Raw genomic sequence first — 26,293 nt, 5'->3', positions numbered from 1 at the left:
CCGGGGAAGAGAGAGAGACGAACCCGCCAACTCAACTCGCCCTATTAAAATGCCAGTCGCGGGCAGTCGACAGCGTCACGAACGGACCTGCCAGGGTGCTGTTGTGATGGGCAATAATGTCGCTGGCGGATAAATAGTCAGTATCCATTGTGGTATGCGCATCAGAAATCAATACCGTCCTGAAACCCAGCTCCGGTGCGGCCCGACAGGTCGTATCAACGCAAAACTCAGTTTTCATCCCGGCAATGACCAGCTGTTTGACACCTCGCTGATTAAGTTCTCGTAGCAATACCGTATCCCTAAAACAGCTGGGATAGCGCTTGGTGAAAACAACATCCTGCTCCTTCACGCCCAGCTCGGGTATCAGCTGTGTTAACGGACCCTTCTCTGAGAGCGGGGAGTCGTCTGGTCCAATATGGCGGGCAAAAAAGATGGGCACCTGCGCGCGTCGCGCGTGGGTGATTAACAAACGGATATTTTCCAGAACGGCATCGGCGGAACAGGGGGAAACCGGGCCCCGGAAGAGGCCCTGCTGCATGTCGATAACCAGGAGTGCATTGTCAGACGAAACCATTTTATTTCTCCATTCAGAGGGTGGTGAACGGAGAGATATTTCCCCGTCCAGAGTGGCGGGGATTGAGGTTCTGTTTGTCAGTCGTTTGCTACAGATACACTCACGCCGCCGAAGGTTCCGGTGGTGGTGAGCGTGGTTGTTGGCTGAACTGACTGATACATGCAATGACCTTTGTTTATTTCGCTGTTAGCGTAACTATCGCGTACAGTTATAGCTCTGGTGAGAGATTCTCTTCAATACACCAACATCAGTAGGTGCAACGTTAGCGTTGCGCCGGGATGATATTATTGAATACTGCCGAGCCCTTTCAGGAATTCCTCAACCTGCTCAGGCGTCGCCGTATCTGCCTGGTAAAGGATATCGAGCTTAACGTTCTTCAACCCGCAGAAGCCAAATACGCCTTCGATAATCTGCGTCTGAATCGCCGTCGAATAGCCGTGTTTATCAAATCCGGTGAGATCGCTGCCGCCAGTGGCAATCAGGCGGACGGGAACATCCCGTAAGTTGCCCACAATCCGTCCGTCGTCGGCCACCTTATACGCCCAGTTCAGGGTTAATACGCGATCGAACCAGCCTTTCAACAGCGCGGGGACCGACCACCAGTACACGGGGAAGACAAACACCAGCATATCCGCTCGCTCGACGCGCTGCTGCTCGCGCAGAATATCGTCGGGAAGGGCGCTCGGATCGCCGTGATACAAATCAAGGTCGGCGCGAGACATGGCCGGATTAAACCCTTCAGCATGCAGATCGGCGATCTCAACCTGCGTACCTTGCTCGCGTAATTTTCCGGCAATACGGGTTGCCAGCGAATGGGATAATGAATTGTCGACAGGGTGAGCCGTCACGATCAGTGCGTTATTAAAGGCATGTGTAGCAGACATAGCGACCTCAAAATGGGGGAGTAGTGACACCTATATTACTAATGGTAACTTAAGTGTCAATCCGCCCCTGACGATCATTTTGTGCTATGCGCGTAGGTCTCCAGCACGCCGGTCATGGCGCCGCTGAGCATATCTTCTGCAACATTTCGGGCGAGTACGCCGTTGCCCGCCGCGGTGCTGAGCGCGTCCGCCGCGCCAATGATGGCCGTCAGTACCGCTTCCCCCTGAACGCCTTTTAAGACGATAAAAGGGGAAAGCGCGGTACGCAGGCAGTCGGCACATTCGGCCACGCATGCCTCACGAAACGTCTGCAACGCGTGGGAACCGGACAGCGCAGCCGCGATTGGCCCGGTTTCGGGCCCGGCAGTAATGGCGCAGTCGATATAGGCGGCGCTGAAAAAGCGGATCGTCTTTTCCAGCGTTTTGCTGTCGACCGCCAGCGTCTCACGGAATTTCGCCAGCTGCCGATCGCTATAATCCTGGTACAGCGCCATCAGCAACCCTTCACGATCGCCAAAGTGGTCATAGGGGATAGGCTTGGTGACGTTGGCCCGCTCGGCCAGGTAGCCAAGCGTCAATGCCTCCGTGCCTTGCTGGCGAACGATTCCGCGTGCAACCTCGAGCAGCTGCACGCGGCGGTCCTCTTTTCTTAAGCGCTTAACAACCATATTTTCCTCAAAACCGTTATCTACTCATGGTAGTTTACACGCTTTCTGCGGGGCGCTGCACGCGTTGTTCCACAGGGCGGATCCGGAACCATATCGCATACATCGCGGGCAGGAAGACGAGCGTGATGATCGTCCCGCCCAGCGTTCCGCCGATTAGCGTCCAGGCCAGCGTGCCCCAGAACACCGAATGCGTCAGGGGAATGAACGCCAGCACGGCGGCCATGGCGGTCAGCAGGACCGGGCGTGCGCGCTGGACCGTCGCTTCAACCACAGCCTGGAACGGCTCGAGACCGTCCTTCTGGTTATGATCGATTTGACCGATCAGGATCAGTGTATTGCGCATTAGAATGCCGGAAAGGGCGATCAAACCGACCAGCGCGTTGATGCCAAACGGCTGATTGAAAATCAACAGTACAGGCACCACGCCAATCAGCCCCAGCGGAGCGGTTAAGAACACCATCACCATCGCTGAGATTGAGCGCACCTGCAAAATGATGATCAGCAGCGTCAGGGCAATCATGATCGGGAACAGCGGCAACATGGCCTGCGTGGCTTTGCCCGATTCCTCAATCGAACCCGCCATGTCGATACGGTATCCGGCCGGCAGCGCATTAACAATCGGCTGGAGCTGCTTCATGATGGCGACCGACACATCCGGTGGTTGAAGATTGTTAGCGATATCTCCCCGCACGGTTATCGTCGGGGTGCGATCGCGACGACGCAGGATCGGATCTTCCATACCAATCTCAATCTTGCCGATTTGAGACAGCGGAACGCGCTGTCCCGCATTGCCGACAAGGGTAAAGCCCTCGATTTTTGCCGGGTCAAGACGGATATCTCCCGCCGCGCGGCCAATCACCTCTACCGAGCGAATATCTTCCCGCACGGAGGTGACGGGCACGCCTGAGAGCAGGAACTGAAGCTGCTCGGCAACGGCACTGGAGGTTAAGCCGGTCGCCTGCAGGCGGTTTTGATCGAGGGTGAAATGCAATACGGGAACGCGTGACCCCCAGTCGGTGTTGACGGTTCTCATCATCGGGCTTGCCTGGAGCACGGCTTTCACCTTATCAGCAATGTCATGCACCTGTTCGACATCCGGACCCGTCACGCGCCAGGCAACCGGGAAGGGCGAGTAAGGGCCAAACACCAGCTGGGTCACCCGCACGCGCGCTTCAGGCGCCAGGCCGTTGGCGACCGCTTCTCTCAGCCGGAGCTTGAGCGCCTCGCGTGACGTCTCGCTGTCTGTCAGGATCACGATTTTCGCAAAAGACGGATCGGGCAGTTCAGGCGCCATCGCCAGATAAAAGCGGGGCGAACCCTGACCAATATAGGCGGTAACAATTTTGGCTTCAGGCTGCTGGCCCAGCCACGCTTCTATTTTTGCCGTTGCGGCGCTGGTTTGCGCTATCGAGGTGCCGTAGGGCATCTGCACTTCAACCAGCACTTCCGGGCGGTCGGAGGTCGGGAAAAATTGTTTTTTTACCAGCCCCATGCCGAGCACGGCCAGGATGAATATGGCGACCACAGCGCCGGCCACCCGCCATTTCCTGGCGATAACGCGGCCAAGCAGCTGGCGAAAACGGTTATAGCGAGGCGTGTTATAGATGGCGGCATGACCTCCTTCTACTTTGGGGATCGCCGGCAGGATCTTCACCCCAAGATAGGGCGTGAACACCACCGCGACAAACCACGATGCAATCAGGGCGAGGCCGACAATCCAGAACATATTGCTGGTGTATTCCCCGGCGGTCGACTGGGCAAAACCATTCGGCATAAAGCCAATGGCCGTCACCAGGGTTCCGGCCAGCATGGGCGCGGCGGTATGGCTCCAGGCGAAGGCCGAGGCTTTGATTCTGTCGTAACCTTCCTCCATTTTTACCACCATCATTTCGATAGCGATAATCGCATCGTCAACCAGCAGGCCGAGGGCGAGGATCAGGGAGCCCAATGTCACGCGGTCAAAGTTTATTCCCGCGGCTTCCATCACCACGAAGACGACCGCCAGCGTCAGCGGGACCGCCGCCGCAACCACCACCCCCACGCGCCAGCCCATGCTGACAAAACACACCACCATGACCACAAGCAGGGCGACGAAGAATTTGAACATAAACTCATCGACCGACGAGCGAATATTCACGGACTGGTCGGTGACTTTGGTCAGGGACATGCCAAGCGGCAGGCTATCATTGATTTTTGCCGTTTCCGCATCCAGCGCTTTACCCAGCGCCAGACCGTTCCAGCCTTCGCGCATCACGATGCCCAGCAGAAGGGCGGGTTCATGCTGATTACGTATCAGCATCGTCGGGGGATCTTCGTAGCCTCGCTCAACCGTTGCCACGTCGGACAGCTTGAGCGTTTTGCCCTGAGCAACAAAAGGCGTATCGCGGATTTTCTGCAGTTCATCGAACGCGCCGTCCAGGCGGATAAAAATTTGCGCGCCTCGGGTCTCAATGGAACCCGCCGCGGTCAACGCGTTCTGGCTGTTGAGCGCATTGAAAATATCCTGGGGTGAGAGCCCTATCGTCGCCAGACGGTCATGGGAGAAGGAGATATAAATCCGCTCGGCCTGTTCGCCGATAATGTTCACTTTTTTCACGCCGGGAACGTGCAGAAGCTGCTGGCGCAGGCCTTCGGCATCACGTACCAGCTGCCGCTGCGGTTCGCCTTTCGCTTTCAGGGCAAAGAGGGCAAAGGTGACATCCGAGAATTCGTCATTGATCATCGGGCCGATGACGCCCGCCGGAAGACGTTGAGATTCATCTCCAAGCTTCTTACGCGCCTGATAGAACTCCTCCTGCACTTCGGCGGGCGGGGTCTTGTCCTGCAATGACAACGTGATAAACGCCATGCCGGGACGGGTATAGGTTTCGGTACGGTCGTACCACTTGAGCTCCTGCAGGCGCTTTTCCAGCGGTTCGGCGACCTGATCCTGGATCTCCTGCGCGGTGGCGCCAGGCCAGACGGTTATCACCGTCATTTGCTTTACCGTGAAGGGTGGGTCTTCCGCGCGTCCGAGCCCAAAGAAGGCGTAAATTCCGGCAATGGTGACCAGAACGATCAGAAACAGCGTGATGGAACGTTCGCGGACGGCCAGCGCTGACAGGTTGAAGCGGCTTCCGCTCATGGCGTGTTCTCCGTCAGGGCGGCATTGCGTTGTTTAGCAAGCCTGACGACCTCACCTTCGTGCAGAAGATGGGCGCCTAACGCAACAATTTTCTCACCGGGCTTCACGCCGCCCGTAACCTGCACCGCGTCTTCACCCACGCTCAGCACCTTGACGGGCGTCCATGCGACTTTTGCCGGCTGGGCGGAAATACGCCAGACGCCGGGACCTTTTCCTGCATCATAGAGTGAAGCCAGCGGAACCTGCATGACCTGACCTTCCGCTTTATTGTCCTGAATGTTCAGCGTGACGGTCGCCCCCAGCGGCGCGTTTGCCAGCAGGCCATCCAGCACGTAGCGGGCTTCATACGTGCGGGTCGCGGCATCGGCAGAGTCAGACAGCAGGCGCAGCGTTGCGGTGACCGGGTTTTCTTCTTTGCCATAAAGGGTGGCCTGCGCCTCGCTGCCGACGGCAGGGCGCAGCGTTTCCGGAAGCTGCACGAGCGCTTCGCGCTGTCCCGCTCTGGCGAGCCTGATCACTACCTGTCCGGCACTGACGACCTGACCCGGCTCGGCGAGCGTCTCCATGACCACACCGTCTGAATCCGCCAGCAGTACGGCATAGCCCGTGGCGTTTTGCGCCACGTTGGCCTGTGCCCGGGCGGCGCTGAGATCGGCTCTGGCCGTATCGGCCGCCGCTTTGATCTGGTCATACTCCGAGGCAGATACGGCGCCGGATGCCACAAGGCCGCGATAGCGCGCTTCATCGCTGGAGGCTTTTCGCGCGCGCGCCTGGGCAGCATCTACCGCTCGCTGCTGCGCCTGAGCCTGTAATTTCAGGTCAACGGGATCCAGGCGCAGTAAGGGCTGGCCCTGTTTGACGGTCTGCCCCGTATCAACCAGTCGCTCGAGGATTTTTCCCTGAACCCTGAAACCCAAATCGCTTTGCGTTCTTGCGACCACAACGCCCGTGAAGGCGCGGGCGGTATTGTTCGCAAGCTCGACGGAAGCGGATCTGACGAGCGGTGGCTTTGTGCGCGGATCGTCACTCGCGGAAATATCGCCGCATGCCACCAGGGCAAACGGCAGAAGACAAACGGCAACGCGGGCTGAAGTGAGCCTGAGCATGGGAAACCTTTTTGACGTAACAGAACGGTATCCGCATTCTCTGACTAGTGACCAAAAATGTCAATGGTCACAATTTAGGGGGCCAGGCTTCTTAAAATCAGTGAAGAGAGAAGCACCGCCGCGGTGGGGGCCATTTCGAGGTTGTACTGTAGCTGGATGGGATTGATAAAAGGACACATCACCATGTGGATAGCCTGTGTGACCTCGTCCAGCGGCGTTTTTCTCTCAAACTCTCCGGCCTGCCTGCCTTCGATAATGATGCTCTCAATCAGCTTCATCAGGCTTTCTGCATACCGTTCTGTCGACGGCCACTGCTCGCGTGCGGCGACGGCAGCAATGTCGTACAGCTTACGGTCGTGGAAAAACAGCTCGCTTCCCGCTTCGGTTAGCGCTTTGAAAAGACGGCGTAATTTTTCGCTTGCTGACGGCGCATCCTTGATGGCGGAAAGCACCGCCGCCATGATCAACTCCAGGCGGTTAGCGCAGATCACCTCGCCGATAGCCTGTTTGGAATCGAAAAACTTATAAATGTAGGACTTAGAAAAACCGATGGATTTAGCCAGCTCGGCGACGGTGGTTTTTTCATAGCCGTAGTGACCGAAGTGCTCAAAAGCGGCTTCGACGATTTGCTCTCTGACAGCGTGGTCAAGTGGACCACGTGCTGATGGGGGGTTCATATTTTTAGTCATTATTTAAGCTTAGCGTGACAGGCTACGATTAACAACGAGTGACCATTTCGTACTTTGGTTACCGTCATTCATCATGCGCCCTTCAGACGGGACGATCAACCAGGTGGGGTAAGTGTATCACTGTTTTTCGTGCACTATGGCATCTATCTGTCTGCGATAAGCGAGGATTTCAGCGCAACTCCCTTGCACTGAACAGAGCCGTTTTTGCTTAAGCCGAGCGTGGACGCAATATTTTTTCAACGATGAGCACCAGACGCTTTCGCGTCACGAACCGGTGTAGCTGCCCCAGAAGCCAGTTACCGCATCCGGTAATCAGGGTGCTACGGTTACTCTCCACGGCCTTTAGCGCCAGGGCGACCACCTTGTCTGCGGGCATTCTTTTACCTACCGAGGCTTCCTCCGCATTCACCACATCAAAAAAGGCCGTATCCGTTGCGCCGGGGCAAAGCGCCAGAACGCGGATGCCCTTTGAGCGATACTCACCCCACAGCGCATTCGAAAACGAGAGCAGGAAGGCTTTGGTTGCGCCATAAATCGCCATATAGGGATCCGGCTGCATCGCGGCCGTTGAGGCCACGTTAATAATCATCCCCGAGCCTTTCTGGAGCATTCCCGGCAGCATGGCGTGCGTCAGCTCCACAGGGGCCAGGCAGTTCACGTTTATCTCATCACGCTGCCTGTCGATAGACAGCTTTTCGAATGGCCCATAGGTGGCGAACCCGGCGCAGTTGATCAGAATGTCGGGGAAACGCCTTAAGGTTTCAAGCCGTTCCACAATGTGGGGAATGGCTTCCGGTTTCACTAAATCCTGCACAATAATCGTGATGGATACGCCATGCTTTCTGACTAACTCTGCGGCAAGCGCCTGCAGCTTTGGTTCGGAGCGGGCGATCAGGATCAAGGCCACGCCGCGGGCCGCGAGCTGCCTGGCGAAATCACGACCTATGCCCGAAGACGCTCCGGTAACCAGCGCTGTTTTTCCTGTATAATCAAAAGAATTCATATTATTAATCCCGTTTCCCTAATGTATGTCGCACAGGATAAACCGTGCACTTAGGTACACGGTCAAGCGTGATTTTTACAAGGTGAGGGCGGCGCGATGCGAATTGGTGAACTGTGTGCGAAAACGGGATTATCGAAAGAGACGGTGCGTTACTATGAGCGGCAAGGGCTATTAGAGAATATCCCGCAACCTAATCGCAGCAATAACTACAAAGTCTATTCCGCCGTTGATTTACAGCGTTTAAACATGATCAAGCATGCCAAAATGCTGGGTTTTACCTTAGCCGAAATCTCAGAGGTTTTAGCTGTCTGGATTGACGACAAATTTACCGCTGAGCAAAAACAAGCGTCCCTGCGCCGCAAGCTGCAGCAGCTGGAAGAGAAAGAAGCGGCGTTAATTGAACTCAGAGCCAGGATAATCAATGCGATTAATAAGGTTGGTCAACCTTGTATCGATGAGTTTTGAGCGGAGGCCGCAAAACCGATGCGGCCTTATCTATCACGCAGCCAGTTCAGGCATCTGTTCCTTCACGAAATTCAACACCCTCTTCGCGTCCAGGGACGCATAGGGCAGGCTCTCAATAATGGCGATTGAACGCGTATTACCCACCGTCTCTTTTATCTCATCGAGTTTGTACTGAATGTGCGGTGCGACGAGGAAACCATCGAAAGCGGGAGCGACACTGGCGAAGTTATCCAGCCCAACAGCGCTAATCATCAGCGGATAGCCTTCACGTTCTGCCAGAGACTGCATCTTTTTGGCGAGAGAGTTTGCGGTATTACCAAACAAACAACATATCAGAAGCTTTTTCATGTTTTGTACCTCCTGAAAACCGCTCCCAGAGTAGTCCTGAGGTTGTCACCGAAATGCGCGCTATCTCTTATTTTGATGTTTTATTAATATGTCATGGCGGGGTCAGGCCATCTCTTTCCACTGATAAAATTTTTTCGAGGCAAGCGAGAGCATGTCTAAATCTTCCTTCGTATCGCCATAGGCATAGATGACGTTGTAGGAAGATAAATCATAATGATCAATGATCTTCGTTTTTTTTAAGCGGGCGCTGCAATCACCCTTTTTGTATTTTCCGGTTGCTTTTCCACCTGAAAATGCCACTTCACTGCATAAGAGTTCCAGACCATTCTGCTCGCACCACGGCTTAAGGTATAAATCAAGCGAGGCTGAGACCACTACCACCGTATCTCCTTGAGACTTATGCCAGCTGATTTTCTTCATGGCATCCTCCCGCAACAGGGCAGGAATTTCGGTTTTACTGTAGAAAAGCCCGGCCTTTTTTAATTCAGCTTCTGATTTGCCAGCTAACGCTATTCTTACCACTTTTTTTCGTAAAACCGACCCCGACAACGCACCGATTTTATAGGCGAGGATGTAGGGAAGAAGGCGCAGCTTTCCACGCCGTAGCGTTTTTTCATCAACAGAGCGATAAATAAACGGGGTGAAGGTGTCGGAAAACGTTATCGTTCCATCGAAGTCGAAAAAAGCAATATTTGTAGTCATAAGCCGTTAAGACGGGATAATGAGTTGTATCGGGCGAGTGTATCACTGTTTATTGCGTTATTGTTTTTTTAGCCAGTCGAGAAAAAACTGGCTAAACGCAGTGACCTGAAGCGGCTGCAGCTTACGCTGCGGGTAAACAAACTGCAGCCCGACATCTTTGCGATCGTACCGACTAAAACCGGTGAAGCTGTCGGCAAACAGTACCGTGAGTCTGCCTGTATCAACATCGTCTTTTACATCCCACCACGATTTCCCCGCGATGCCAGCTCCGCTGAGCGCCCACTGGCGAAGCAATGCTCCGTCGTCGCACACCATGGCAGGCTCTACGCGTACAATGCTTTCTTCGCCATTGGTTTCAAAGCGCCATTCGTTCATCACCACACCCTGAGACTCAAGTGCCAGGCACCGATGCTGAGCCAAATCTGCAAACGTGGCGGGGATGCCGCGTTCGTTAAGGTACTCCCCGGAGGCGACCAGTACCCGATGGTTCGGGCGGATGTTTCTGACGACAAGGGTGCTGTCCGGCAGGTTGCCGAAACGCACGCTCATATCCAACCGGTTAGCGACCAGGTCCTCAACGTGTTCTTTTAGCGAGATGAAAAATTTAACGTCAGGATGGCGTCGGGAGAATTCCACGACGGCGGGGCTAAGATACTGTCTGCCAAAGTCCGAAGGGGCAGAAAGGCGAATGTTGCCGCTGAGCACGCCTTCTTTTTGCGTCAGTAACGACTCGGCGTGATGCGCCTCCTCCAGCACGCGCAGCGCGGCATGGTAAAACTCTTCCCCGGCGCGGGTCAGCGTGATGGACCGCGTTGAGCGGTGAAACAGACGGGTCTGGTAACGCTCCTCAATCGCCTTCAGCCTGGCCGTCATGGTGGCGGGGGAAAGCGACAGGCGTCGTCCGGCGGCAGAAAGACCGCCAGCCTCGGCCACTTCAACCAGTAATGCCATGTCTTCGAGTTTGCCCATTATTCATATTTTCCGAAAAGTGCATCTGCTTTTAGCGTAATTATCAAAACAAGATGCCGTCTGTAAAGTGATTTCATCCAAACCATAAGGGATGAAAACATGCAACGTACCTCACTTTTTGAACGCTACAGGCTGGGGCAGCAAGACCTGAAAAACCGTATCGTTATGGCGCCGATGACCCGCGCACGCTCCCTTCAACCGGGCAATATTCCCTCCACGCTGATGGCAGAGTATTACCGGCAGCGGGCCAGCGCCGGATTAATCATCACGGAAGCTACGCAGATCTCGCCCCAGGGCCAGGGATACTCATGGACACCCGGCATCCATTCGCCGGAGCAGGTTTCAGGATGGCAGCTCACGACGGGTGCCGTGCATCAGGCGGGCGGGGTTATTTTCTCTCAGCTCTGGCACGTGGGGCGAATGTCGCACGCCCGTTTTCATCAGGATGGTCAGCCCGTTGCGCCGTCAGCACTGGCGCCGGACGCGCAGGTGTGGGTGGTGAATGAACAGGCGGAAGGCCAGATGGTTGACTGCCCGCAGCCGAGAACGCTCTCGCGCAAGGAGATTCACAGCATCGTCGCGGACTATCGTCAGGCGGCACTGAATGCCGTCCAGGCCGGGTTTGATGGCGTGGAGATCCACGGCGGAAACGGCTATCTGATCGACCAGTTTCTGCGTCAGACATCCAATAAACGCACGGATGAGTACGGCGGCACGCTGGAGAACCGGATCCGCTTTGCTCAGGAGGTGTTAAGCGCCATTGCTGAGGCCATTGGCCGCGAGCGTACGGGCATTCGCCTTTCCCCGTTTATTACCCAGCGCGGGATGAACGATCCGCAGGTGACGGAAGCCATACTCGCGCTCGCGGCCTGGTGTGAGCAAAAAGGCATTGCTTTCATCCACCTGGCGGAAGCCGACTGGGACGATGCGCCGCAGGTACCTGAACAGTTCCGTCGATCGCTTCGCGAGACGTTTAGCGGAACCCTTATCGTTGCGGGTAACTATGACCTTGAAAAAGCGGAAAAGATCCTTGCTGCCGGCTATGCCGATTTGATTGCCTTCGGACGACCGTTTATTGCCAACCCGGATTTACCCCACCGGCTGGCGCACCAGCTGCCTATGGCCCAGGTGCGCGACCCCGCCACGCTGTTTGGCGGCACCGCGACGGGCTATACCGATTACCCCATTTACATCCTGCAGGAGGAAACGTTATGACCCGTAAAACCTTAATTATCGGCGGCGCGTCCGGCATCGGTTTCGCCGTGGGCAGCCTGCTTGCCGGGCGAGGCGAGGAAATTATTCTTGCGGGCCGCGACGGCGCGAAGCTGAACGCTGCGCGGCAGCGGCTGAGCACCCACGCCGCGTCTGTTCACACCCTCGTGCTGGATATCAGCCGTGAGGCAGAGCTTGTCGCGCTCGGTGAAACGCTGGGTGAGGTCAATAATATCGTCGTTACCGCAGGTTCACAGGCTCCGGGAGGGCTTCTTTCCGGGCTTGATCTCCGCGCTGCAAGGCTGGCCTTTGATACAAAATTCTGGGGAAGCATCAATGTCGCCCGCTATCTCAGCGGGAACATCGCTCCCCGCGGTACGCTGACGTTCACCAGCGGGTTCGTGGCGCGTCGCACCGTGGCGGGTGCCATTGTTAAAACGACGATGAATGCCGCGATTGAGGCCGCGACAAAAGCGCTGGCGAAAGAGCTTTCACCGCTACGCGTCAACGTCGTGAGTCCGGGGCTGACCGACACGGAAGCGTACGCGGGCATGGACTCCGCCGCGCGGGAAAAAATGCTCGCCGGTGCGGCGGAAACCCTGCCAGCCAAAGCCTGGGGAAGGGCGGAGGACATCGCGCAAGGGTATCTTTTCGCTATTGATAATCCCTTTGTCACGGGGTCGGTCATTGATATTGAGGGCGGGGCGTTAATTAACTGACCCTCGCGGATTTGAACCGCAGGAAATCGACTGCGGGTAATGTAATACTCTATTGAGAGATATCATGAAATATACGACGTGTTTTCGTCCAGCTGTGGTGATGCTTATTCTTGCCGGTCTGTCCGGCACCGCATTTTCGGCGCAGCTGGAATGGCTTCCACCGAAACAGCTTATTGTTGATAAGAGCCTGCCCCAGGCGCAATTACGGGCGAATGAAGCCGTTGCCAGAGAATATGCAACGTTCTGGAATACGGGAGAAGAGTCCCTGGCGCGTGATGCGCTGGCAGTGAATTTCATCGATAAAACGCCTCCGGAAGGTCGTAAGCAAGGTCCCGAAGGCGCTATTTTAGCCTCCCGTGCGTTTCGTACAGCCGTGCCTGATTTACGCTGCGACGTTGAGCAAATGATTATTTCAGGCAATCGCGTGGTCTCGCATTTACATTTTCACGGCACATTCACCGGGACATTTGGCAAGCTGAAGGGAAAGGGGCAGAAAATAGATTTTATCGCCACGGATATCTATGAGATCGCTGACGGCAAGATTGCGACTAACTGGCATATTGAGGACAACCTGACGCTGATGAAACAGCTGGGCGCATTGTAAATTCACCACTCCGGGGCGGCCCGGAGTGATGCGAAAATCCTATAAGCCAAGATCGCTCAGCGAAGGGTGATCGTCCGGGCGTCTGCCCAGCGGCCAGTGGAACAGCCGCTCGGATTCTTTTATCGGCATATCGTTTACGCAGGCAAAGCGTCGCTTCATCAACCCGTCCGGCTCAAACTCCCAGTTTTCATTGCCATACGAGCGGAACCAGTTGCCGGAATCATCATGCCATTCATAGGCATAGCGCACCGCGATGCGGTTATCCGTAAATGCCCAGAGCTCTTTAATCAGACGATAGTCCAGCTCTTTTTTCCATTTCCGCTCCAGAAACGCCCGGGCTTCTTCACGGTTAGTGGCGAACTCCGCGCGGTTGCGCCATTGGGTATCCAGCGTATAGGCCAGCGCGACCTTCGCCGGGTCGCGGCTGTTCCAGCCATCTTCTGCCAGCCTGACTTTTTCGATGGCGCTTTCACGCGTGAAGGGCGGTAAAGGAGGACGTGTGTTCATGGCGATTACCTCAGTGTTATATTATGTAGACAGGTCTGTCTACATGCGGTAATCTATGCCTGTAAAATAACGCTGTCAACATCCGTTTTGAGGCTACCAAAAAGTGAAAACAGAATCTGCAGGCAACGATACCAAAATCAGCGTCAGAAATAAGATATTACTTACGGCGCACGATCTGTTTTATTCCACAGGCTTCAGGGCGACAGGCGTGGATACGCTTATTAAAGAGGCTAAAGTGACGAAGGTGACGTTTTATCGTCATTTTCCGAGTAAAAGTTTACTTATTCTCGCCTATTTGCACTATCGGCACGAAATATGGATTGGCTGGTTTGAATCCACGCTGCGTCGACATCTTGATGAAGGTGAAATACCTTCTGATGCTATATCGGCAACGCTTTACGAATGGTTTATTTCGCCTGAGTTCCACGGCTGCGCATTTATTAATGCCAGCGCTGAGGCAAAATCGGAAGATATTGAAAGCGAAATAAAAGAGATATGCCGCGATCATAAAATCGAAACAAAGAATATTATTGCGTCGCTGACGAAGATCGCGGATGAGCGCGTCGTCAATGAAATCATGCTGCTCATTGACGGTGCCATTATTCATGCGCAAATGGGCATGGAGACGGATGATGTCATCACTCCGTTGAAGCGGGCATTAGCCGGGTTAACGGGATTTCCCCTTAACCCTCGTCGCGATGGCTGATAAACGTTTTAAGCATTTCTCCGGCACTAAGAATATGTCGCACGACTTCAGCTCGTGCATTCCCGGCATCCCGTTCCCTGCAGGCTGTAAGGATACCTGCATGGTCATCCTGAAAAACCGGTGTTGCTGAAAGGAGCTTTCGCTGAAGGTATTCATACCGCTCTATCTGATTGCGGGTATCATTAATCAGCCTCAGCAGGCGTTGGTTTTTGCACCCACTGTAGACAAGATCGTGGAACTCCCGGTTAAGTGTGCCCTGCATGTCAAATTCAGTCGTTCTGGCGAGAAGCGTATGCGTCAGTTCGGCCCTCGCCAGCGTATCAGAGCTCAGGTTTTTCACGCTTTGAAAGACGGCTTCCCCTTCCAGTAAGGCACGCAGGGAGTAAATCTCATCCAGATCATCAACAGAAAGCGTTCTGACAACAGCGCCGCGGTTCCTGAAAATTTCCACCAGCCCATCGCGTTCAAGCTGCCTGATTGCTTCTCTCATTGGGATTCGGCTGACAGAAAAATGACTGGCAAGATCCCTTTCAACAAGCCTCTCTCCATCACGCAGACGACCGCTGTTTATCATCTTTCTTAATTCACTGGCGAGCACGTCCGGGGTCGAAAGGGCGTTAAGTTGCATACTGTTTCTCCTGAAAAGATGGAATAATGGTATACCATCTGATAGCTTACGTCGAGACAGGTGATTGCGAACAAATATCGCCAGCAAAATCCATCGGATATCATTATCGGGAGCATCAAGATGAGCCATCGTGAGCATCATTATCAGGTTAAGGTCGAGTGGAAAGGGAACAAAGGTCGGGGGACGGAATCCTATAAAGCCTACGATCGTCTTTATGACATCACGGCGGGTGATAAATCTCCGATTTCAGGTTCATCAGACCCTGCATTTCTGGGGGATGCATCATGCTGGAATCCTGAAGATCTTCTTGTCGCGTCAGCCTCTGCCTGTCACAAATTATGGTATTTGCATCTTTGCGCGGAAGCGGGGATAAGCGTTTATACCTATATTGACCGGGCGGAAGGAACGATGCGCGAAGGAGAAAAGGGGTGTTTCACCTCTATTGTCCTGAAGCCTCAAATCACGCTTCGCCCAGGGGATGATATCGATCGCGCTGTGGCACTTCATCACCGCGCGCATGAGCTCTGCTTTATTGCTAACTCACTGAATTTCCCGGTGACCTGCCAGCCAACCATACTGCATAGCGCCCGTTCATCCGTCGATGAACAATAACGCTAAGCGTTGCATAACCTTCAACCGGGAATGAGTAAATGGCTTCTAACCGTACTTTCGCTCTCGATATAAGCTGGAAAACGCTGCTGAAAGACGCGGGGCTTGAGCCAGAACGCATTCTCCGCAGGGCAGGATTACCTGACGATCTCTTTTTGCAAAAAGCGCGCGGACTCGATACGAGTGAATACATTCGCTTCTGGAACGCGCTGGAGGCTGAAACGAACGATCCTGCCTTTCCCGTCCCGCTCATTGAGTTGATCTCTGCGGATGTGTTTGATCCGCCCCTTTTTGCCGCACTGTGTAGCAGCAATATGATGCAGGCTGTCCAGCGTCTGGCCAGATATAAACAGCTTATTGCTCCCATGGTTCTGGAGACAACGGTCGACCAAAACGGCAACCTTACCGTCTCACCGTGTTGGCTTTTTGCGACAACTATTCCGCCGTTTCTCCAGGTGGCAGAGCTGGGCTTCCTGCTCAAGCTTCTGCGTCTGGGAACTCGCGAGCCGGTTAACCCCTTACGGATCTGCGTTTCTGCGCTACCGTCATCGGTTCAGAACAGCCACTTTTCGCGTTTCTTTGGTACTGACGTGCAATACGGAGAACAGCCCGCCATCAGCTTTTCCGCAGCCGATGCGCTTCGACCCTTTTTAACGGTCAATGAGGGGATGTGGCAGGTGTTTGAACCGGAACTGCAGCGTCGTCTCGGTCAGTTAAATGAACGGGCTTCAACCGCCGATCGTGTACGAGCGGTACTCCTGGAGCTTATTCCCGGTAACGAAGCGACTATTGAAAAAGCGGCGGAGCGTCTGGGAATGAGCAAACGCACGCTGCAGCGCAGGCTTGAGCAGGAAGGGGAAAACTTTCGCAACCTTGTCAACGCGTGTCGTGAACACCTGGCCCGCCATTATCTTCGCAATACGCGTCTTTCCGGGTATGAGATCGCGTTTTTGCTGGGTTTCGAAGATCCTAACTCATTCTATCGCGCATTTATGACCTGGACGGGCCAGACTCCTGAAGCGGCCAGGACAGCCATGCGTCTTGAGTAAACACGTGCGTATGTATCGCTCTGATGGCGCAGTTTGCGAGTCACATGGCGCGATACGCTAGTTAACATGAGGTCGAAGGAGAGCAAACTAGCCACAGTCTACTCACCGAGGTATCTATGTTTACTCAGGACAAAAAAACTGCGCTGGTCACCGGTGCATCGTCAGGTATGGGCAAAGCCATCGCCCGTCGTCTCATTCAGGATGGCTATCAGGTTTACGCTGCTGCCCGTAGCGTTGAGAAAATGCACGATCTCGCCCAGCTTGGCGCGTACCCTCTGCGGATGGATATCTCACGTGATGAAGACATTTTGGCTGCAGTGAATACCATCATGTCGCAGACAGGTGGGGTTGACGTACTGGTCAACAACGCGGGTTTTGGGCTCTATGGACCGGTAGAAGAGATCGGTATTGAAGAAGCTCGCTATCAGTTTGAAGTTAACGTGTTTGGTGCGGCCCGCCTTACGCAACTGCTGATCCCGGCCATGCGTGCCAGACGCAGCGGTTACATTATTAATATCACCTCTATGGGGGGTAAGATTTACACCCTTCTGGGAGCCTGGTATCACGCAACGAAACATGCGCTTGAGGGATGGTCTGACTGTCTGCGTCTTGAAGTGGCTGAATTTGGCATTAAGGTTGTGATTGTTGAACCGGGTTTAATCGAGACAGGCTTTGGTGATGTGGTCAGCGGCAATATAGTTAAACGTTCAGCAAATGGCCCTTACGCTCGCCTCGTGGAGAAGGTGGCTAAATCGGTCAAAAATGCATATGGGAATGGCAGAGGCAGCGACCCGAAGGTGATTGCGGACGTGGTTGCCCGCGCCGTTAAAAGCCCTCATCCGCATACACGCTATGCAGCCGGCAAGTATGCAAAGATGCTCATCCGCATGCGTCTCTGGCTGGGAGACCGTCTGTTCGATCGCGTTATTCTTGGCCAGACGCTATGACCCAGGCACCGAGGATGAAAAAATCCTCGGTGTCAGTATGTGCCCTTACGCAAGGCTGTAAACCCCCGCTCCCCAGTAACCGGTACCCGGGGAAGTCTGTTCTTTCCAGCCTGATGCGATCAGTTCCTTCGCAATAAACCGATTGATCATTCCGTGCCCCATGAGCAAGACGGGGCCGTCAGAGTCCTTCGCGACATTCACCAGGATTTCTGCCGCCTTAACGGCACGTTCTTTTGCGACGCTCACGCACTCTGCCTCGCCAGACAGGCCGCAGAGCCAAAGAACGCGAAACAGCGCTGCCCAGTAAAAAGGCGATAGTCGTAACCCTGGAATACGGAACACCGGCAGCTCTGCTTCCCGAAAAACCTCATCAATTAAGCCCGGTTCACACCCCAGCGTTTTCAACGATGAAAGGGCTCGCGGGAGAGGGCTGCTGAGAAACGTGAGCGCGCGGTACGCCTGAATTTGAGCCCTTTCAGGCGGCCTGTCGCTGCCCGTCGAAGAGAGGTTATAGCTGTCGATCCATTCGGTCATTTCCCTGCACGAGACCCTTGGCGCCCCCCTATAATGGGGTTCTCCATGCCGCATCAAAATAATTTCCATACGTTCTAATCGCTAGTCCTGGTCATCCATTCAACACTGGCAGACTAGCGCGATCTGGTGAGGGTTTTCACCCACCCGTTTTGGTGTGTCGGGCGAGATCCATAACACGCGGGCTGTACTTAACGTCGTTCACCGCAATAATATATGCGGCAAGAATGTAACTGTTTTTGTCTTTCTCGTTTCGCACGGCATCACACCTAAAGCGGTTAGTAAGGATACCCTCCATGTCTCTTCGAATTCGACAGGCCACCGGGGCCGATTCAACGCTGTTAAGCGAGCTGGGATATCGCATCTATCCCGCCCATTTTCAGCATCTGTGGGTGTCAGAGGCAGAGATGAAGGATTTTCTGCACGGAGAGTACGCGCGTTCTGTAGTTGAACAGAGCCTGAAAGATAACGCTGTTTCCTGGTATGTTGCAGAGACCGATCGGCCAGTGGGATTCATGAAAGTGACCTGGGAAGCCATGCTTCCAGAAACGGACAAGAAGGGTGTTCTCCTCAATAAGCTCTACCTTGATCCCGCCGCAACCGGCAAGAACTATGGTCAGGTGATGTTCAACAACATCACAGACATGGCCCGGAGCAGGGGGAAAGACTATCTCTGGCTGGAGGTGCTTGAGCAGAACGCGGGAGCGTACCGGTTCTACCAGAAGCAGGGCATGCTCTGCGTTAAGAACGTCCTTTTCGAAACCGCCTCACAGCAGAGCATACTCAGGATTATGGGGATGCCTCTTTAGAAAGCGAGTCATGCTGTGCCAGCGACAGCGCGCTGGCGCTGGCGGGATCGAACAGCGAGATGCTCTCAATCTGATTGAGTAAAATCACCTTGCGGAATGACATGGCGCTGCGGGGTTCCGAGTCGAGCGTAATGTCATGCTCGGCGTACCACCGGCTGTAATTATTCTCGATGCGCAGGTTCATCGTCTTCTCGTCCCGGTACCCGCTCAACATCGGGATCAGCACGATATTGGCCGTTTTTTCATATTCCAGCGTCGCGGTGTGGATCATACCCACGTATATCCGCCTCGAGCGGAGCGTGACCTGCGCCAGCTCGCCTTGCTCCATACATTGATAGAGCAGTTGCTCGATCCCGCTCGCCTGCGCAAGCCGTTTGTAGAGCTTTTTCCGACTCTCGCCATCCAGCCTGGCACTGCCTGCCCAGTTAGACCGGTAGAGACAAAACAGGATGGCAAACGCCAGCATTACCACCACCGGCGCCTGAATGCCTAAAAAACTCCAGTTCATAAAGTCGATTTGCCAGTCGGTGTATTTCGGTGAGGCAAAGTGGAAAGCGTTGTTGGCGGCGGAAAGGCTAAGCAGCAGCAGCCAGAGCAACCCCGTGGCAATCACCCCCTGCAGAACGAAAATACAGCCGTAAAGCGCAACGAGAAAATAGACATCCCAGCCGAAGGAACGCTTGATTTTAAAGCGGGTCGACAGGTCGCGGCTGGTGTACCAGTACCCGCAGACCATCAGCACCATAAATATCGCCGTTCCCATATCAGGCCCTCTTCAGCGTGTTGACGTGACGCAGAAAATCCTGCCTCACCTCGTTGCTCTTGTAGTTCACCGAGGCGTTCCCGTCCTGGTCGATAATGATGCGATCGCCATCTTCCACGGCTTCAATAATTTCCTGCTGACTCATCACCTGCAGTAAGGATTCCGGGCTTGAGAAAAGGGAGAGGAAGAAACGTTTCATACGGGCATCCTTTTGAATAAAAAGGATAAGCCTGGAAGAAGACCGACGAATTTGCCTTAAGGATATCCTGAAAGTGAAAGCCGGGTGGCGGCTACGCCTTACCCGGCCTACAAAACCATCAAACGATTGAGTTATCAAGTTGTTGATATTGATAGGTAATAAAAAATAAATCTGCACAAACTTGGACAAATAACGTTAATTGTGTAAGTTTTAATTATGCGATTACGCCACGTTGTTTACAGCCAGGATGTGACCCATGAGCACTTTGCCCTCTGTCGTGAGTCGGTTTGTCGAGTACTACGCCGCACTGGATAGCCAGCCGCCGTCCGCGCTGGCGGGGCTTTATCATTCGAATGCCACGCTTATCGATCCCTTCGGCGAGCACAACGGTATCTTTGCGCTTCAGCGCTACTTCACCCATCTGCTGGCCAACGTCGAGAACTGCCGTTTTTCTATCGATGCGCCGCTGTGCAGCGGGAACCGGTTTGTTGTCACCTGGCTGATGCACTGGTCGCATCCACGCATTGCCGGAGGCGAACCGCTCGACCTGCCCGGATGTTCAGTGGTGCAGACGGAAAACGATCTCATCACGCACCAGCGCGACTACTACGATGCGGGAGAGATGATCTACGAACATCTTCCTCTGCTTGGCTGGGCGGTTCGCGGCGTGAAGCGGAGGGTCAAATCATGAAGACGGTGCTGATTACCGGCGCAAGCTCGGGGATTGGCGCCGGGCTGGCAAAATCCTTTTCCGCTGACGGCTACCATGTGATTGCCTGCGGGCGAGATCCGGCGCGTCTGGAAGCGCTGCATCAGACCTGTCCTAATCTCACCGTTCGCCTCTTCGACATGACGGACAGGGACGCCTGTCGCCAGGCGCTGACCGGCAGCTACGCCGACCTGATTATTCTCTGCGCCGGGACCTGCGAATACCTCGACGGTGGAGTGGTGGATGCGGCGCTGGTGGAGCGGGTCATGAGCACTAATTTCCTTGGCCCGGTGAACTGCCTCGAGGCGCTCCAGCCGCAGCTGGTTGCCGGTAACCGCGTGGTGCTGGTGAGCTCGATGGCCCACTGGCTGCCTTTCCCACGGGCAGAGGCCTACGGCGCGTCCAAAGCGGCGCTGAGCTGGTTTGCCGAGAGCCTGCGCCTGGACTGGGAGCCAAAAGGGATTGCCGTCACGGTTGTCTCTCCGGGCTTTGTCGATACGCCCCTGACGCGGAAAAACGATTTTGCCATGCCGGGCAGGGTGACCGTCGACGAGGCGGTGAAGGCGATCCGTATCGGACTGGCGGCTGGGAAAATGCACATTGCGTTTCCTGACGGGTTTGGCTTCATTTTGCGGCTGCTCTCCGGGCTGCCTGCGTTTCTTCAGCGCGCGCTGCTGCGCAGGATGGTGCGTTCATGAACATTGCGATTATCGGCAGCGGCATCGCCGGGCTGACCTGCGCCTGGCGGCTGGCCGGACACCATCAGGTGACCCTGTTTGAAGCGGGATCCACGCCGGGCGGCCATACCGCAACGGTTGACGTGACGACGCCACAGGGTACATACGCGATCGATACCGGGTTTATCGTCTATAACGATCGCACCTATCCGCGTTTTATGGGCCTGCTCAGCGAGCTGGGCATCAGCGGGCAAAAAACGCAGATGAGCTTTTCGGTGCACAATCCCGCTACGGGGTTTGAGTACAACGGACACACCCTGACATCGCTGTTTGCCCAGCGTCGAAACCTGGTGAATCCGGCATTCTGGCGGCTGCTGGGCGAGATCGTTCGCTTTAATCGCCTGGCGAAAGCGGCGCTGGACGGGGAGGTGGACCCGAACGCCACGCTGCAGACGTTTTTGCAGCAGCACGGCTTCACGCCGTTTTTTGCGCGACACTACATTCTGCCGATGGGAGCCGCCATCTGGTCCTCGTCGCTGCAGGAGATGACGCGTTTCCCGCTGCCGCTCTTCCTGCGTTTCTTTCACCACCACGGCCTGCTGGATATCACCCATCGTCCGCAGTGGTACGTAGTGCCGGGCGGCTCGCGGGAGTATATCCGCGCCATGCTGGATAAGCTGGGCGACCGGCTGACGCTGCACCTGAACGCGCCGGTGCAGCGTGTGAAACGCCATGCGGATGGCGTCACCCTCCAGCTCGACGACGCCAGCCATACCTTCGACCAGGTGATCTTTGCCTGCCACTCCGCCAGTGCTCTGGCGATGCTTGATGACCCGACGCCCGCCGAGCGCGAAGTGCTGGGTGATATCGGCTGGCAGCGCAACGAGGTCGTTTTACACAGCGATCCGCGCTGGCTGCCTGTGCGGCCGCGCGTCTGGGCCAGCTGGAACTACCGCCTGAGCGAGCAGGCGCAGGCCAGCGCCTGCGTCACCTACAACATGAACATCCTGCAGGGGCTGCCTGCGGGCAGTCCGCTGTTCTGCGTCACCCTGAACCCGGACGCACCGGTGGATGAACGCTTCGTTCTGCAACGCTTCGTCTATGAACATCCGCTGTTTAACCCTCAAAGCTGGCGGGCGCAGGCACGGCGCGGCGAGATCAACGGCCACCGGCGGAGCTGGTTCTGCGGGGCCTACTGGTACAACGGTTTTCATGAGGACGGGGTGCGCAGCGCGCTGGACGTGGTCAATGCGATAGCGGTCGGGGAGGGGAACTGAGATGAACAGCTGCCTTTACCACGGCGTATTACGCCACCGCCGCCTGCAGCCGAAAACCCATGAGTTTCGCTACAGCGTGTTTATGGCCTGGCTGGATCTCGATGAGCTGCCGCTGCTGACGTCCGTCGGCGTGCGGCGCAATCGCTTTGCCGCCGCCTCATTTCATGATGCGGACTATCCGCTTGGCACGCCGCTTAAAGAGAACGTGCTGAGCAGGCTGGAGAGCCTGACCGGGGAACGTCCGGACGGGCGGGTCATGCTCCTGACGCAGTTGCGCTATTTCGGGTTCCATTTCAATCCGGTCAACTTTTACTACTGCTATGACGGGAAGGGTACCCTGCGCTGGGTGCTGGCGGAGGTCCGCAACACGCCGTGGAACGAGCGTCATTATTACGCGGTCGACGGGCAACATGCCCAGCCCACGGAAAAAGCGTTTCACGTTTCTCCCTTCAACCCGATGGACATGATCTACCACTGGCGCTTCAACGACCCGGATAACACGCTGCATATGCACATTGAAAATCATCAGGAAGCGAAGGTGTTCGACGCCACGCTGGCGCTGCGCCGGGAGCCTCTGACGCACCCCGCGCTGCGTTCGCTGCTCCTGCGTATCCCGCTTATGACCCTGAAAACCGTTTTCGCCATTTACTGGCAGGCGCTGCGCCTGTGGCTCAAGCGCGTGCCGCTGTATAACCATCCCGTCAGCAGGAGTGAACGCTCATGACCGATCCCGTCTTTGCGTTAGAACCCGATATCCCGCGCAGCGTGCGCCTTGCGCGCTGGCTGCTTTTTCGTCTGTTAAGCGGCATTCGCGGCGGCTCGCTCACGCTGCGTGAAGGGGCACAGACCTTTCATTTTGGCGAGACATCCTCCGCGCTGCATGCTGACGTGCAGATCCTTACGCCCGGCGTTTACTGGCGCGTCTTAACGGGCGGGAGCCTTGCCGCGGCAGAAGCCTGGATGGACGGCGAATGGGAAACCGCGCACCTCACGCCGCTACTGGAACTTCTGGCGCTCAACGGCGAGGTGCTTGGTCGTCTCGAAAACGGGTTCCGTCTGTTCGGCAGGCCGCTGGAGCGGCTACGCCACTGGACGCGGCGGAACTCCCGCGCGCAGGCGCGTGAAAATATTGCCGCCCATTACGATCTGGGTAACACCTTCTATGCCCATTTTCTGGATAAGGAGCTGCTCTATTCCAGCGCGCTGTTTACCGCTGACGAGCAGGATCTCACTGCGGCTCAGCAGGCCAAAATGGCGCGCCTGTGTGAACAGCTGGTGCTAAACCCGGGTGACCATCTGCTGGAAATTGGCACCGGCTGGGGCGCGATGGCGGAATACGCGGCCCGTCATTATGGCTGTCGGGTGACCACCACCACGCTATCGCAGGAGCAATACGTCTGGGCGACCGAGCGGATCGCCCGCGCCGGGCTGCAGGATCGGGTCGAGGTGCTGCTCTGCGACTATCGCGACCTCACCGGACAGTACGACAAGCTGGTCTCGATAGAGATGATCGAAGCCGTCGGGCAGCGCTATCTGCCCACGTTCTTCCGTACCTGCCAGGCGCGGCTGCGCCCGGGAGGTCGCATGGCGATTCAGGCCATCACTATTCAGGATCAGCGCTATCGCGACTACAGCAAAAGCGTCGATTTTATCCAGCGCTATATTTTCCCCGGCGGCTTCCTGCCGAGCATTACGGCGATGAACGAGTTGATGACGCGCCACACCGATTTCGTGGTACGCAATCTGTTCGACATGGGTCCCGACTACGCCCGCACGCTGGCCCACTGGCGGCAGCGCTTTGTCCACGCCTGGCAGGAGATTGAAAAGCTCGGCTTTGATGAGCGGTTTCGCCGCATGTGGCTGTACTACTTTGGCTACTGCGAAGCCGGGTTTAACGCCCGCACCATCAGCGTGGTGCAGCTGACCGCCGAGCGCGTATGAAACGATATCTTCAGGTCTTTCTGCTGGCCGTCGCGTTCGATCTTTACTGGGCGCTGGTGGTGCTCTTTCGCGAACAAGGCCTGATTATCTGGCTCGCGCTGGCGATCCTGGCATGCCTGCTCTTGCCGTCTGTATACCGTTTTTACGCCATTGGGCTGGCCGCGGCGGGCAGTTTGCTGGATACGCTCTGGGCGCTGACGGGACTGATAGCCTTCACGGGCGACTCCCTGATGCCGCTATGGATGGTGGCACTGTGGCTGATGTTCGCCACCGTCTGGACGCAGCTTACGCGCACCACCACGTTGCCCGGCTGGCTGCTGACCCTGCTGGCGGCCGTAGGAGGCCCGGTGGCGTACCTTATTGGCGAGCGGCTGGATGCCATCACATTTCTGGAGCCGACCTTTATCGTCGTCAGCTGGATGGCGCCGGGCTGGCTGGTTTTGATGCTGTTTTTCCACCTGCTGATGGGGAGACAAAAATGAGAGCTGCGATTTTGCTGCTTTGGCTCATCGCCATGCCCGCGGCACAGGCCGCCGACTGGCTGGCATGGCGTAAGGTGGGCGATGCCACGCTTACCTGGGGGCCGTTCACCGTCTATACCTCCCAGCTGCGCACGCCGGACGGGCGTTACGGTCGGGAGAACCAGGATCAGGCGCTGATAATTACCTATGCGCGCGACATCGATCGCGATGAGCTGGTCGAGGCGACCCGCGACCAGTGGCAGGCGCAGGGGATCCTGGCGCAGGAACCGCAAAGCGAAGCCTGGCTGCGGATGCTCCGGACGCTGTGGCCGGATGTTCGACCGGGCTCACAGCTGGCGTTTGTCCTTGATGACCAGCAGGGGCAGTTCTGGTACCGCGATCCGGCCCTTCAGAAAACCTTTATTCCCCTGGGACCACGCCAGTCAGAAGCGTTCAGTACCCGCTTTCTGGCCATCTGGCTGGCTCCCCGTACGCAATATCCTGAGCTGCGTCAGCAGTTAATCGGAGGCCAAAAATGAAACGTTTTCTGATGATGGTGCTGGCATTAACGATGCTGCTGGCGGGCTGTAGCACAGAGGTGACCGAATACCGCCAGCAGCAGCCGCGGCTTGATATTTTCCATTACTTCCAGGGAAAAACCGAAGCGTGGGGGATGGTGCAGGATCGCAGCGGCAAGCAGATCCGACGTTTTCACGTGGAGATTGCCGGAGACGTTATCGGCGATACGCTGACGCTCAACGAACATTTTGTTTACGACGACGGTGAGAAGCAGCAGCGGGTCTGGCATATCCGGCGCCTGGGGACCGATCGCTATGAGGGCACGGCGGGGGATATCGAAGGGGTAGCGACGGGGCAGGCCGCAGGCAACGCGTTCAACTGGCATTACAGCATGAGCGTGAAGGCCAACGGCAGCACCTGGCTACTGAACTTTGACGACTGGATGTACCTGCAGGATGAGAACCATCTGTTTAATAAAACCGAGATGAAGAAACTGGGCGTCACCGTCGCCACGGTGACGCTGTTTTTCACCAAGGGATAAGGGATCCCCACTCAATTTGTAACCAGAAGCGATTCGGATTTTTTAAATGACATGATTATTTTGCAGCGATGACCTGGTCCGGCTGTAAATCGCTGAGGCGTTTCCTGCAGGCCGGGGCGAGGCGCAGGGATGCGCCGAGAGGGCGGGCTTTACAGGGATGTTACCTCCGCCCGTCCCCGATAAGCCGGAAGGAATAAGCCGAAGGGACCGCGAAGCGGCGATTTACCGCCGGGAGCCCGGGTCGCCAGGGTGGTGGCGATTGAGCCACCCTGGCACGTTCACAGGTCATGTCGTTACAGAGTAGCAAGGAACATAAAGTGAACGGAATGACCACTACAGCCGTATGTTCCCCC

At 55.8% G+C, this 26,293-nt stretch carries 32 protein-coding genes; 17 read left to right on the top strand and 15 right to left on the bottom strand.

Annotated features, from left to right (window positions below; genetic code table 11):
* Positions 1 to 31: 31 nt before the first annotated feature.
* The 7 genes from ACDO57_RS06425 to ACDO57_RS06395 all read right to left on the bottom strand — a co-directional run bounded on the left by ACDO57_RS06425 (position 32) and on the right by ACDO57_RS06395 (position 8,048).
* Positions 32 to 574 carry a cysteine hydrolase family protein gene (locus tag ACDO57_RS06425; protein WP_061715237.1) on the bottom strand — a complete coding sequence of 181 codons (543 nt, stop codon included), beginning with the start codon at positions 572 to 574 and terminating at the stop codon, positions 32 to 34.
* Positions 575 to 858: 284 nt separating this feature from the next.
* A complete protein-coding gene (locus tag ACDO57_RS06420) occupies positions 859 to 1,458 on the bottom strand; it encodes an NAD(P)H-dependent oxidoreductase (RefSeq protein WP_061715236.1) in 600 nt (199 codons plus the stop codon).
* Positions 1,459 to 1,532: 74 nt separating this feature from the next.
* Positions 1,533 to 2,126: a TetR/AcrR family transcriptional regulator gene (locus ACDO57_RS06415; protein ID WP_061715235.1), complete on the bottom strand. Its 594-nt coding sequence runs from the start codon at positions 2,124 to 2,126 to the stop codon at positions 1,533 to 1,535.
* Between the two features lie 34 nt (positions 2,127 to 2,160).
* Positions 2,161 to 5,250 (bottom strand): efflux RND transporter permease subunit, encoded by a 3,090-nt coding sequence (locus tag ACDO57_RS06410; RefSeq protein ID WP_370883701.1) that lies wholly within the window; start codon positions 5,248 to 5,250, stop codon positions 2,161 to 2,163.
* Positions 5,247 to 6,356, bottom strand: a complete 1,110-nt coding sequence (locus tag ACDO57_RS06405; RefSeq protein ID WP_032647017.1) for an efflux RND transporter periplasmic adaptor subunit — start codon at positions 6,354 to 6,356, stop codon at positions 5,247 to 5,249. Before ACDO57_RS06405 ends, ACDO57_RS06410 begins: the two co-directional genes overlap by 4 nt.
* A 74-nt stretch (positions 6,357 to 6,430) precedes the next feature.
* Complete coding sequence (locus ACDO57_RS06400; protein ID WP_024908014.1) at positions 6,431 to 7,045, bottom strand: TetR/AcrR family transcriptional regulator; 615 nt, start codon at positions 7,043 to 7,045, stop codon at positions 6,431 to 6,433.
* A 208-nt stretch (positions 7,046 to 7,253) separates the two neighbouring features.
* The gene (locus ACDO57_RS06395) at positions 7,254 to 8,048 is read right to left on the bottom strand and encodes an SDR family oxidoreductase (protein WP_032647018.1); all 795 of its coding nucleotides are present in this window, start codon (positions 8,046 to 8,048) and stop codon (positions 7,254 to 7,256) included.
* A 96-nt stretch (positions 8,049 to 8,144) separates the two neighbouring features.
* Between ACDO57_RS06395 and ACDO57_RS06390 the strand changes: the two genes are divergently transcribed.
* Positions 8,145 to 8,513 carry a MerR family transcriptional regulator gene (locus ACDO57_RS06390; protein ID WP_024908012.1) on the top strand — a complete coding sequence of 123 codons (369 nt, stop codon included), beginning with the start codon at positions 8,145 to 8,147 and terminating at the stop codon, positions 8,511 to 8,513.
* 33 nt (positions 8,514 to 8,546) lie between these two features.
* On the opposite strand, the gene ACDO57_RS06385 is transcribed toward ACDO57_RS06390, so the two are convergent.
* The 3 genes from ACDO57_RS06385 to ACDO57_RS06375 form a co-directional block, all read right to left on the bottom strand.
* Positions 8,547 to 8,861 (bottom strand): PTS sugar transporter subunit IIB, encoded by a 315-nt coding sequence (locus tag ACDO57_RS06385; RefSeq protein ID WP_024908011.1) that lies wholly within the window; start codon positions 8,859 to 8,861, stop codon positions 8,547 to 8,549.
* 102 nt (positions 8,862 to 8,963) lie between these two features.
* Complete coding sequence (locus ACDO57_RS06380) at positions 8,964 to 9,563, bottom strand: HAD-IB family phosphatase (RefSeq protein ID WP_032647022.1); 600 nt, start codon at positions 9,561 to 9,563, stop codon at positions 8,964 to 8,966.
* A 57-nt stretch (positions 9,564 to 9,620) separates the two neighbouring features.
* On the bottom strand, positions 9,621 to 10,532 hold the full coding sequence (locus tag ACDO57_RS06375; protein WP_370883700.1) for a LysR family transcriptional regulator: 912 nt from the start codon (positions 10,530 to 10,532) through the stop codon (positions 9,621 to 9,623).
* A gap of 99 nt (positions 10,533 to 10,631) precedes the next feature.
* On the opposite strand from ACDO57_RS06375, the gene ACDO57_RS06370 reads away from it, so the two are divergent.
* The 3 genes from ACDO57_RS06370 (at position 10,632) to ACDO57_RS06360 (ending at position 13,067) form a co-directional block, all read left to right on the top strand.
* Complete coding sequence (locus ACDO57_RS06370; RefSeq protein WP_370883699.1) at positions 10,632 to 11,747, top strand: alkene reductase; 1,116 nt, start codon at positions 10,632 to 10,634, stop codon at positions 11,745 to 11,747.
* Complete coding sequence (locus ACDO57_RS06365; RefSeq protein ID WP_370883698.1) at positions 11,744 to 12,463, top strand: SDR family oxidoreductase; 720 nt, start codon at positions 11,744 to 11,746, stop codon at positions 12,461 to 12,463. Before ACDO57_RS06370 ends, ACDO57_RS06365 begins: the two co-directional genes overlap by 4 nt.
* Positions 12,464 to 12,527: 64 nt before the next feature.
* Entirely contained in the window at positions 12,528 to 13,067 is a 540-nt protein-coding gene (locus ACDO57_RS06360; RefSeq protein WP_370883697.1) for an ester cyclase, read from the top strand.
* A 39-nt stretch (positions 13,068 to 13,106) separates the two neighbouring features.
* Here the strand turns inward: ACDO57_RS06360 and ACDO57_RS06355 are convergent, their stop codons facing one another.
* Positions 13,107 to 13,574 carry a nuclear transport factor 2 family protein gene (locus ACDO57_RS06355; protein WP_032645324.1) on the bottom strand — a complete coding sequence of 156 codons (468 nt, stop codon included), beginning with the start codon at positions 13,572 to 13,574 and terminating at the stop codon, positions 13,107 to 13,109.
* A 103-nt stretch (positions 13,575 to 13,677) separates the two neighbouring features.
* Between ACDO57_RS06355 and ACDO57_RS06350 the strand changes: the two genes are divergently transcribed.
* Positions 13,678 to 14,280, top strand: coding sequence for a TetR/AcrR family transcriptional regulator (locus tag ACDO57_RS06350; protein ID WP_061715228.1), 603 nt, complete (start codon positions 13,678 to 13,680; stop codon positions 14,278 to 14,280).
* On the opposite strand, the gene ACDO57_RS06345 is transcribed toward ACDO57_RS06350, so the two are convergent.
* A complete protein-coding gene (locus ACDO57_RS06345) occupies positions 14,258 to 14,908 on the bottom strand; it encodes a GntR family transcriptional regulator (RefSeq protein ID WP_061715227.1) in 651 nt (216 codons plus the stop codon). The genes ACDO57_RS06350 and ACDO57_RS06345 overlap by 23 nt on opposite strands.
* A 120-nt stretch (positions 14,909 to 15,028) precedes the next feature.
* Between ACDO57_RS06345 and ACDO57_RS06340 the strand changes: the two genes are divergently transcribed.
* The 3 genes from ACDO57_RS06340 to ACDO57_RS06330 all read left to right on the top strand — a co-directional run bounded on the left by ACDO57_RS06340 (position 15,029) and on the right by ACDO57_RS06330 (position 17,513).
* Positions 15,029 to 15,520, top strand: a complete 492-nt coding sequence (locus ACDO57_RS06340; RefSeq protein ID WP_048989728.1) for an OsmC family protein — start codon at positions 15,029 to 15,031, stop codon at positions 15,518 to 15,520.
* 38 nt (positions 15,521 to 15,558) lie between these two features.
* Positions 15,559 to 16,566 (top strand): AraC family transcriptional regulator, encoded by a 1,008-nt coding sequence (locus tag ACDO57_RS06335; protein WP_090417063.1) that lies wholly within the window; start codon positions 15,559 to 15,561, stop codon positions 16,564 to 16,566.
* Between the two features lie 116 nt (positions 16,567 to 16,682).
* Positions 16,683 to 17,513 carry an oxidoreductase gene (locus tag ACDO57_RS06330; protein WP_090417061.1) on the top strand — a complete coding sequence of 277 codons (831 nt, stop codon included), beginning with the start codon at positions 16,683 to 16,685 and terminating at the stop codon, positions 17,511 to 17,513.
* A 45-nt stretch (positions 17,514 to 17,558) separates the two neighbouring features.
* Here ACDO57_RS06330 and ACDO57_RS06325 read toward each other — a convergent pair whose 3' ends face one another.
* Entirely contained in the window at positions 17,559 to 18,101 is a 543-nt protein-coding gene (locus ACDO57_RS06325) for a phosphoglycerate mutase family protein (protein ID WP_090418191.1), read from the bottom strand.
* A gap of 239 nt (positions 18,102 to 18,340) precedes the next feature.
* On the opposite strand from ACDO57_RS06325, the gene ACDO57_RS06320 reads away from it, so the two are divergent.
* Positions 18,341 to 18,853, top strand: coding sequence for a GNAT family N-acetyltransferase (locus ACDO57_RS06320; protein ID WP_061715224.1), 513 nt, complete (start codon positions 18,341 to 18,343; stop codon positions 18,851 to 18,853).
* On the opposite strand, the gene ACDO57_RS06315 is transcribed toward ACDO57_RS06320, so the two are convergent.
* Entirely contained in the window at positions 18,834 to 19,616 is a 783-nt protein-coding gene (locus ACDO57_RS06315; protein ID WP_090417058.1) for a hypothetical protein, read from the bottom strand. The two genes, ACDO57_RS06320 and ACDO57_RS06315, sit on opposite strands and share 20 nt — an antisense overlap.
* 1 nt (position 19,617) lies before the next feature.
* The gene (locus ACDO57_RS06310) at positions 19,618 to 19,815 is read right to left on the bottom strand and encodes a hypothetical protein (RefSeq protein WP_024908361.1); all 198 of its coding nucleotides are present in this window, start codon (positions 19,813 to 19,815) and stop codon (positions 19,618 to 19,620) included.
* 256 nt (positions 19,816 to 20,071) lie between these two features.
* Between ACDO57_RS06310 and ACDO57_RS06305 the strand changes: the two genes are divergently transcribed.
* From ACDO57_RS06305 to ACDO57_RS06270, 8 genes are read left to right on the top strand one after another with little or no spacing between them, the layout of a single operon-like run.
* Complete coding sequence (locus tag ACDO57_RS06305; RefSeq protein ID WP_370883696.1) at positions 20,072 to 20,506, top strand: nuclear transport factor 2 family protein; 435 nt, start codon at positions 20,072 to 20,074, stop codon at positions 20,504 to 20,506.
* Positions 20,503 to 21,222 carry an SDR family NAD(P)-dependent oxidoreductase gene (locus ACDO57_RS06300; protein ID WP_370883695.1) on the top strand — a complete coding sequence of 240 codons (720 nt, stop codon included), beginning with the start codon at positions 20,503 to 20,505 and terminating at the stop codon, positions 21,220 to 21,222. The genes ACDO57_RS06305 and ACDO57_RS06300 overlap by 4 nt, the downstream gene beginning before the upstream one ends.
* Positions 21,219 to 22,478: an NAD(P)/FAD-dependent oxidoreductase gene (locus ACDO57_RS06295; RefSeq protein ID WP_370883694.1), complete on the top strand. Its 1,260-nt coding sequence runs from the start codon at positions 21,219 to 21,221 to the stop codon at positions 22,476 to 22,478. The genes ACDO57_RS06300 and ACDO57_RS06295 overlap by 4 nt, the downstream gene beginning before the upstream one ends.
* A gap of 1 nt (position 22,479) precedes the next feature.
* Positions 22,480 to 23,202 (top strand): DUF1365 domain-containing protein, encoded by a 723-nt coding sequence (locus ACDO57_RS06290; protein ID WP_370883693.1) that lies wholly within the window; start codon positions 22,480 to 22,482, stop codon positions 23,200 to 23,202.
* Positions 23,199 to 24,419: a cyclopropane-fatty-acyl-phospholipid synthase family protein gene (locus ACDO57_RS06285; RefSeq protein ID WP_248164407.1), complete on the top strand. Its 1,221-nt coding sequence runs from the start codon at positions 23,199 to 23,201 to the stop codon at positions 24,417 to 24,419. The genes ACDO57_RS06290 and ACDO57_RS06285 overlap by 4 nt, the downstream gene beginning before the upstream one ends.
* Positions 24,416 to 24,901: a DUF2878 domain-containing protein gene (locus ACDO57_RS06280; RefSeq protein ID WP_061715217.1), complete on the top strand. Its 486-nt coding sequence runs from the start codon at positions 24,416 to 24,418 to the stop codon at positions 24,899 to 24,901. Before ACDO57_RS06285 ends, ACDO57_RS06280 begins: the two co-directional genes overlap by 4 nt.
* A complete protein-coding gene (locus ACDO57_RS06275; RefSeq protein ID WP_061715216.1) occupies positions 24,898 to 25,419 on the top strand; it encodes a hypothetical protein in 522 nt (173 codons plus the stop codon). The genes ACDO57_RS06280 and ACDO57_RS06275 overlap by 4 nt, the downstream gene beginning before the upstream one ends.
* A complete protein-coding gene (locus ACDO57_RS06270) occupies positions 25,416 to 25,940 on the top strand; it encodes a DUF3833 domain-containing protein (RefSeq protein WP_061715215.1) in 525 nt (174 codons plus the stop codon). The genes ACDO57_RS06275 and ACDO57_RS06270 overlap by 4 nt, the downstream gene beginning before the upstream one ends.
* Positions 25,941 to 26,293: the final 353 nt, after the last annotated feature.

The organism is Enterobacter cloacae complex sp. 2015409, from assembly GCF_041365315.1.
In the GTDB taxonomy this organism is placed as follows: Bacteria; Pseudomonadota; Gammaproteobacteria; order Enterobacterales; family Enterobacteriaceae; genus Enterobacter; species Enterobacter pseudoroggenkampii.
The sequence above is the reverse complement of the archived record's forward strand: the minus strand, read 5'-3'. Positions and strand labels throughout refer to the sequence as shown.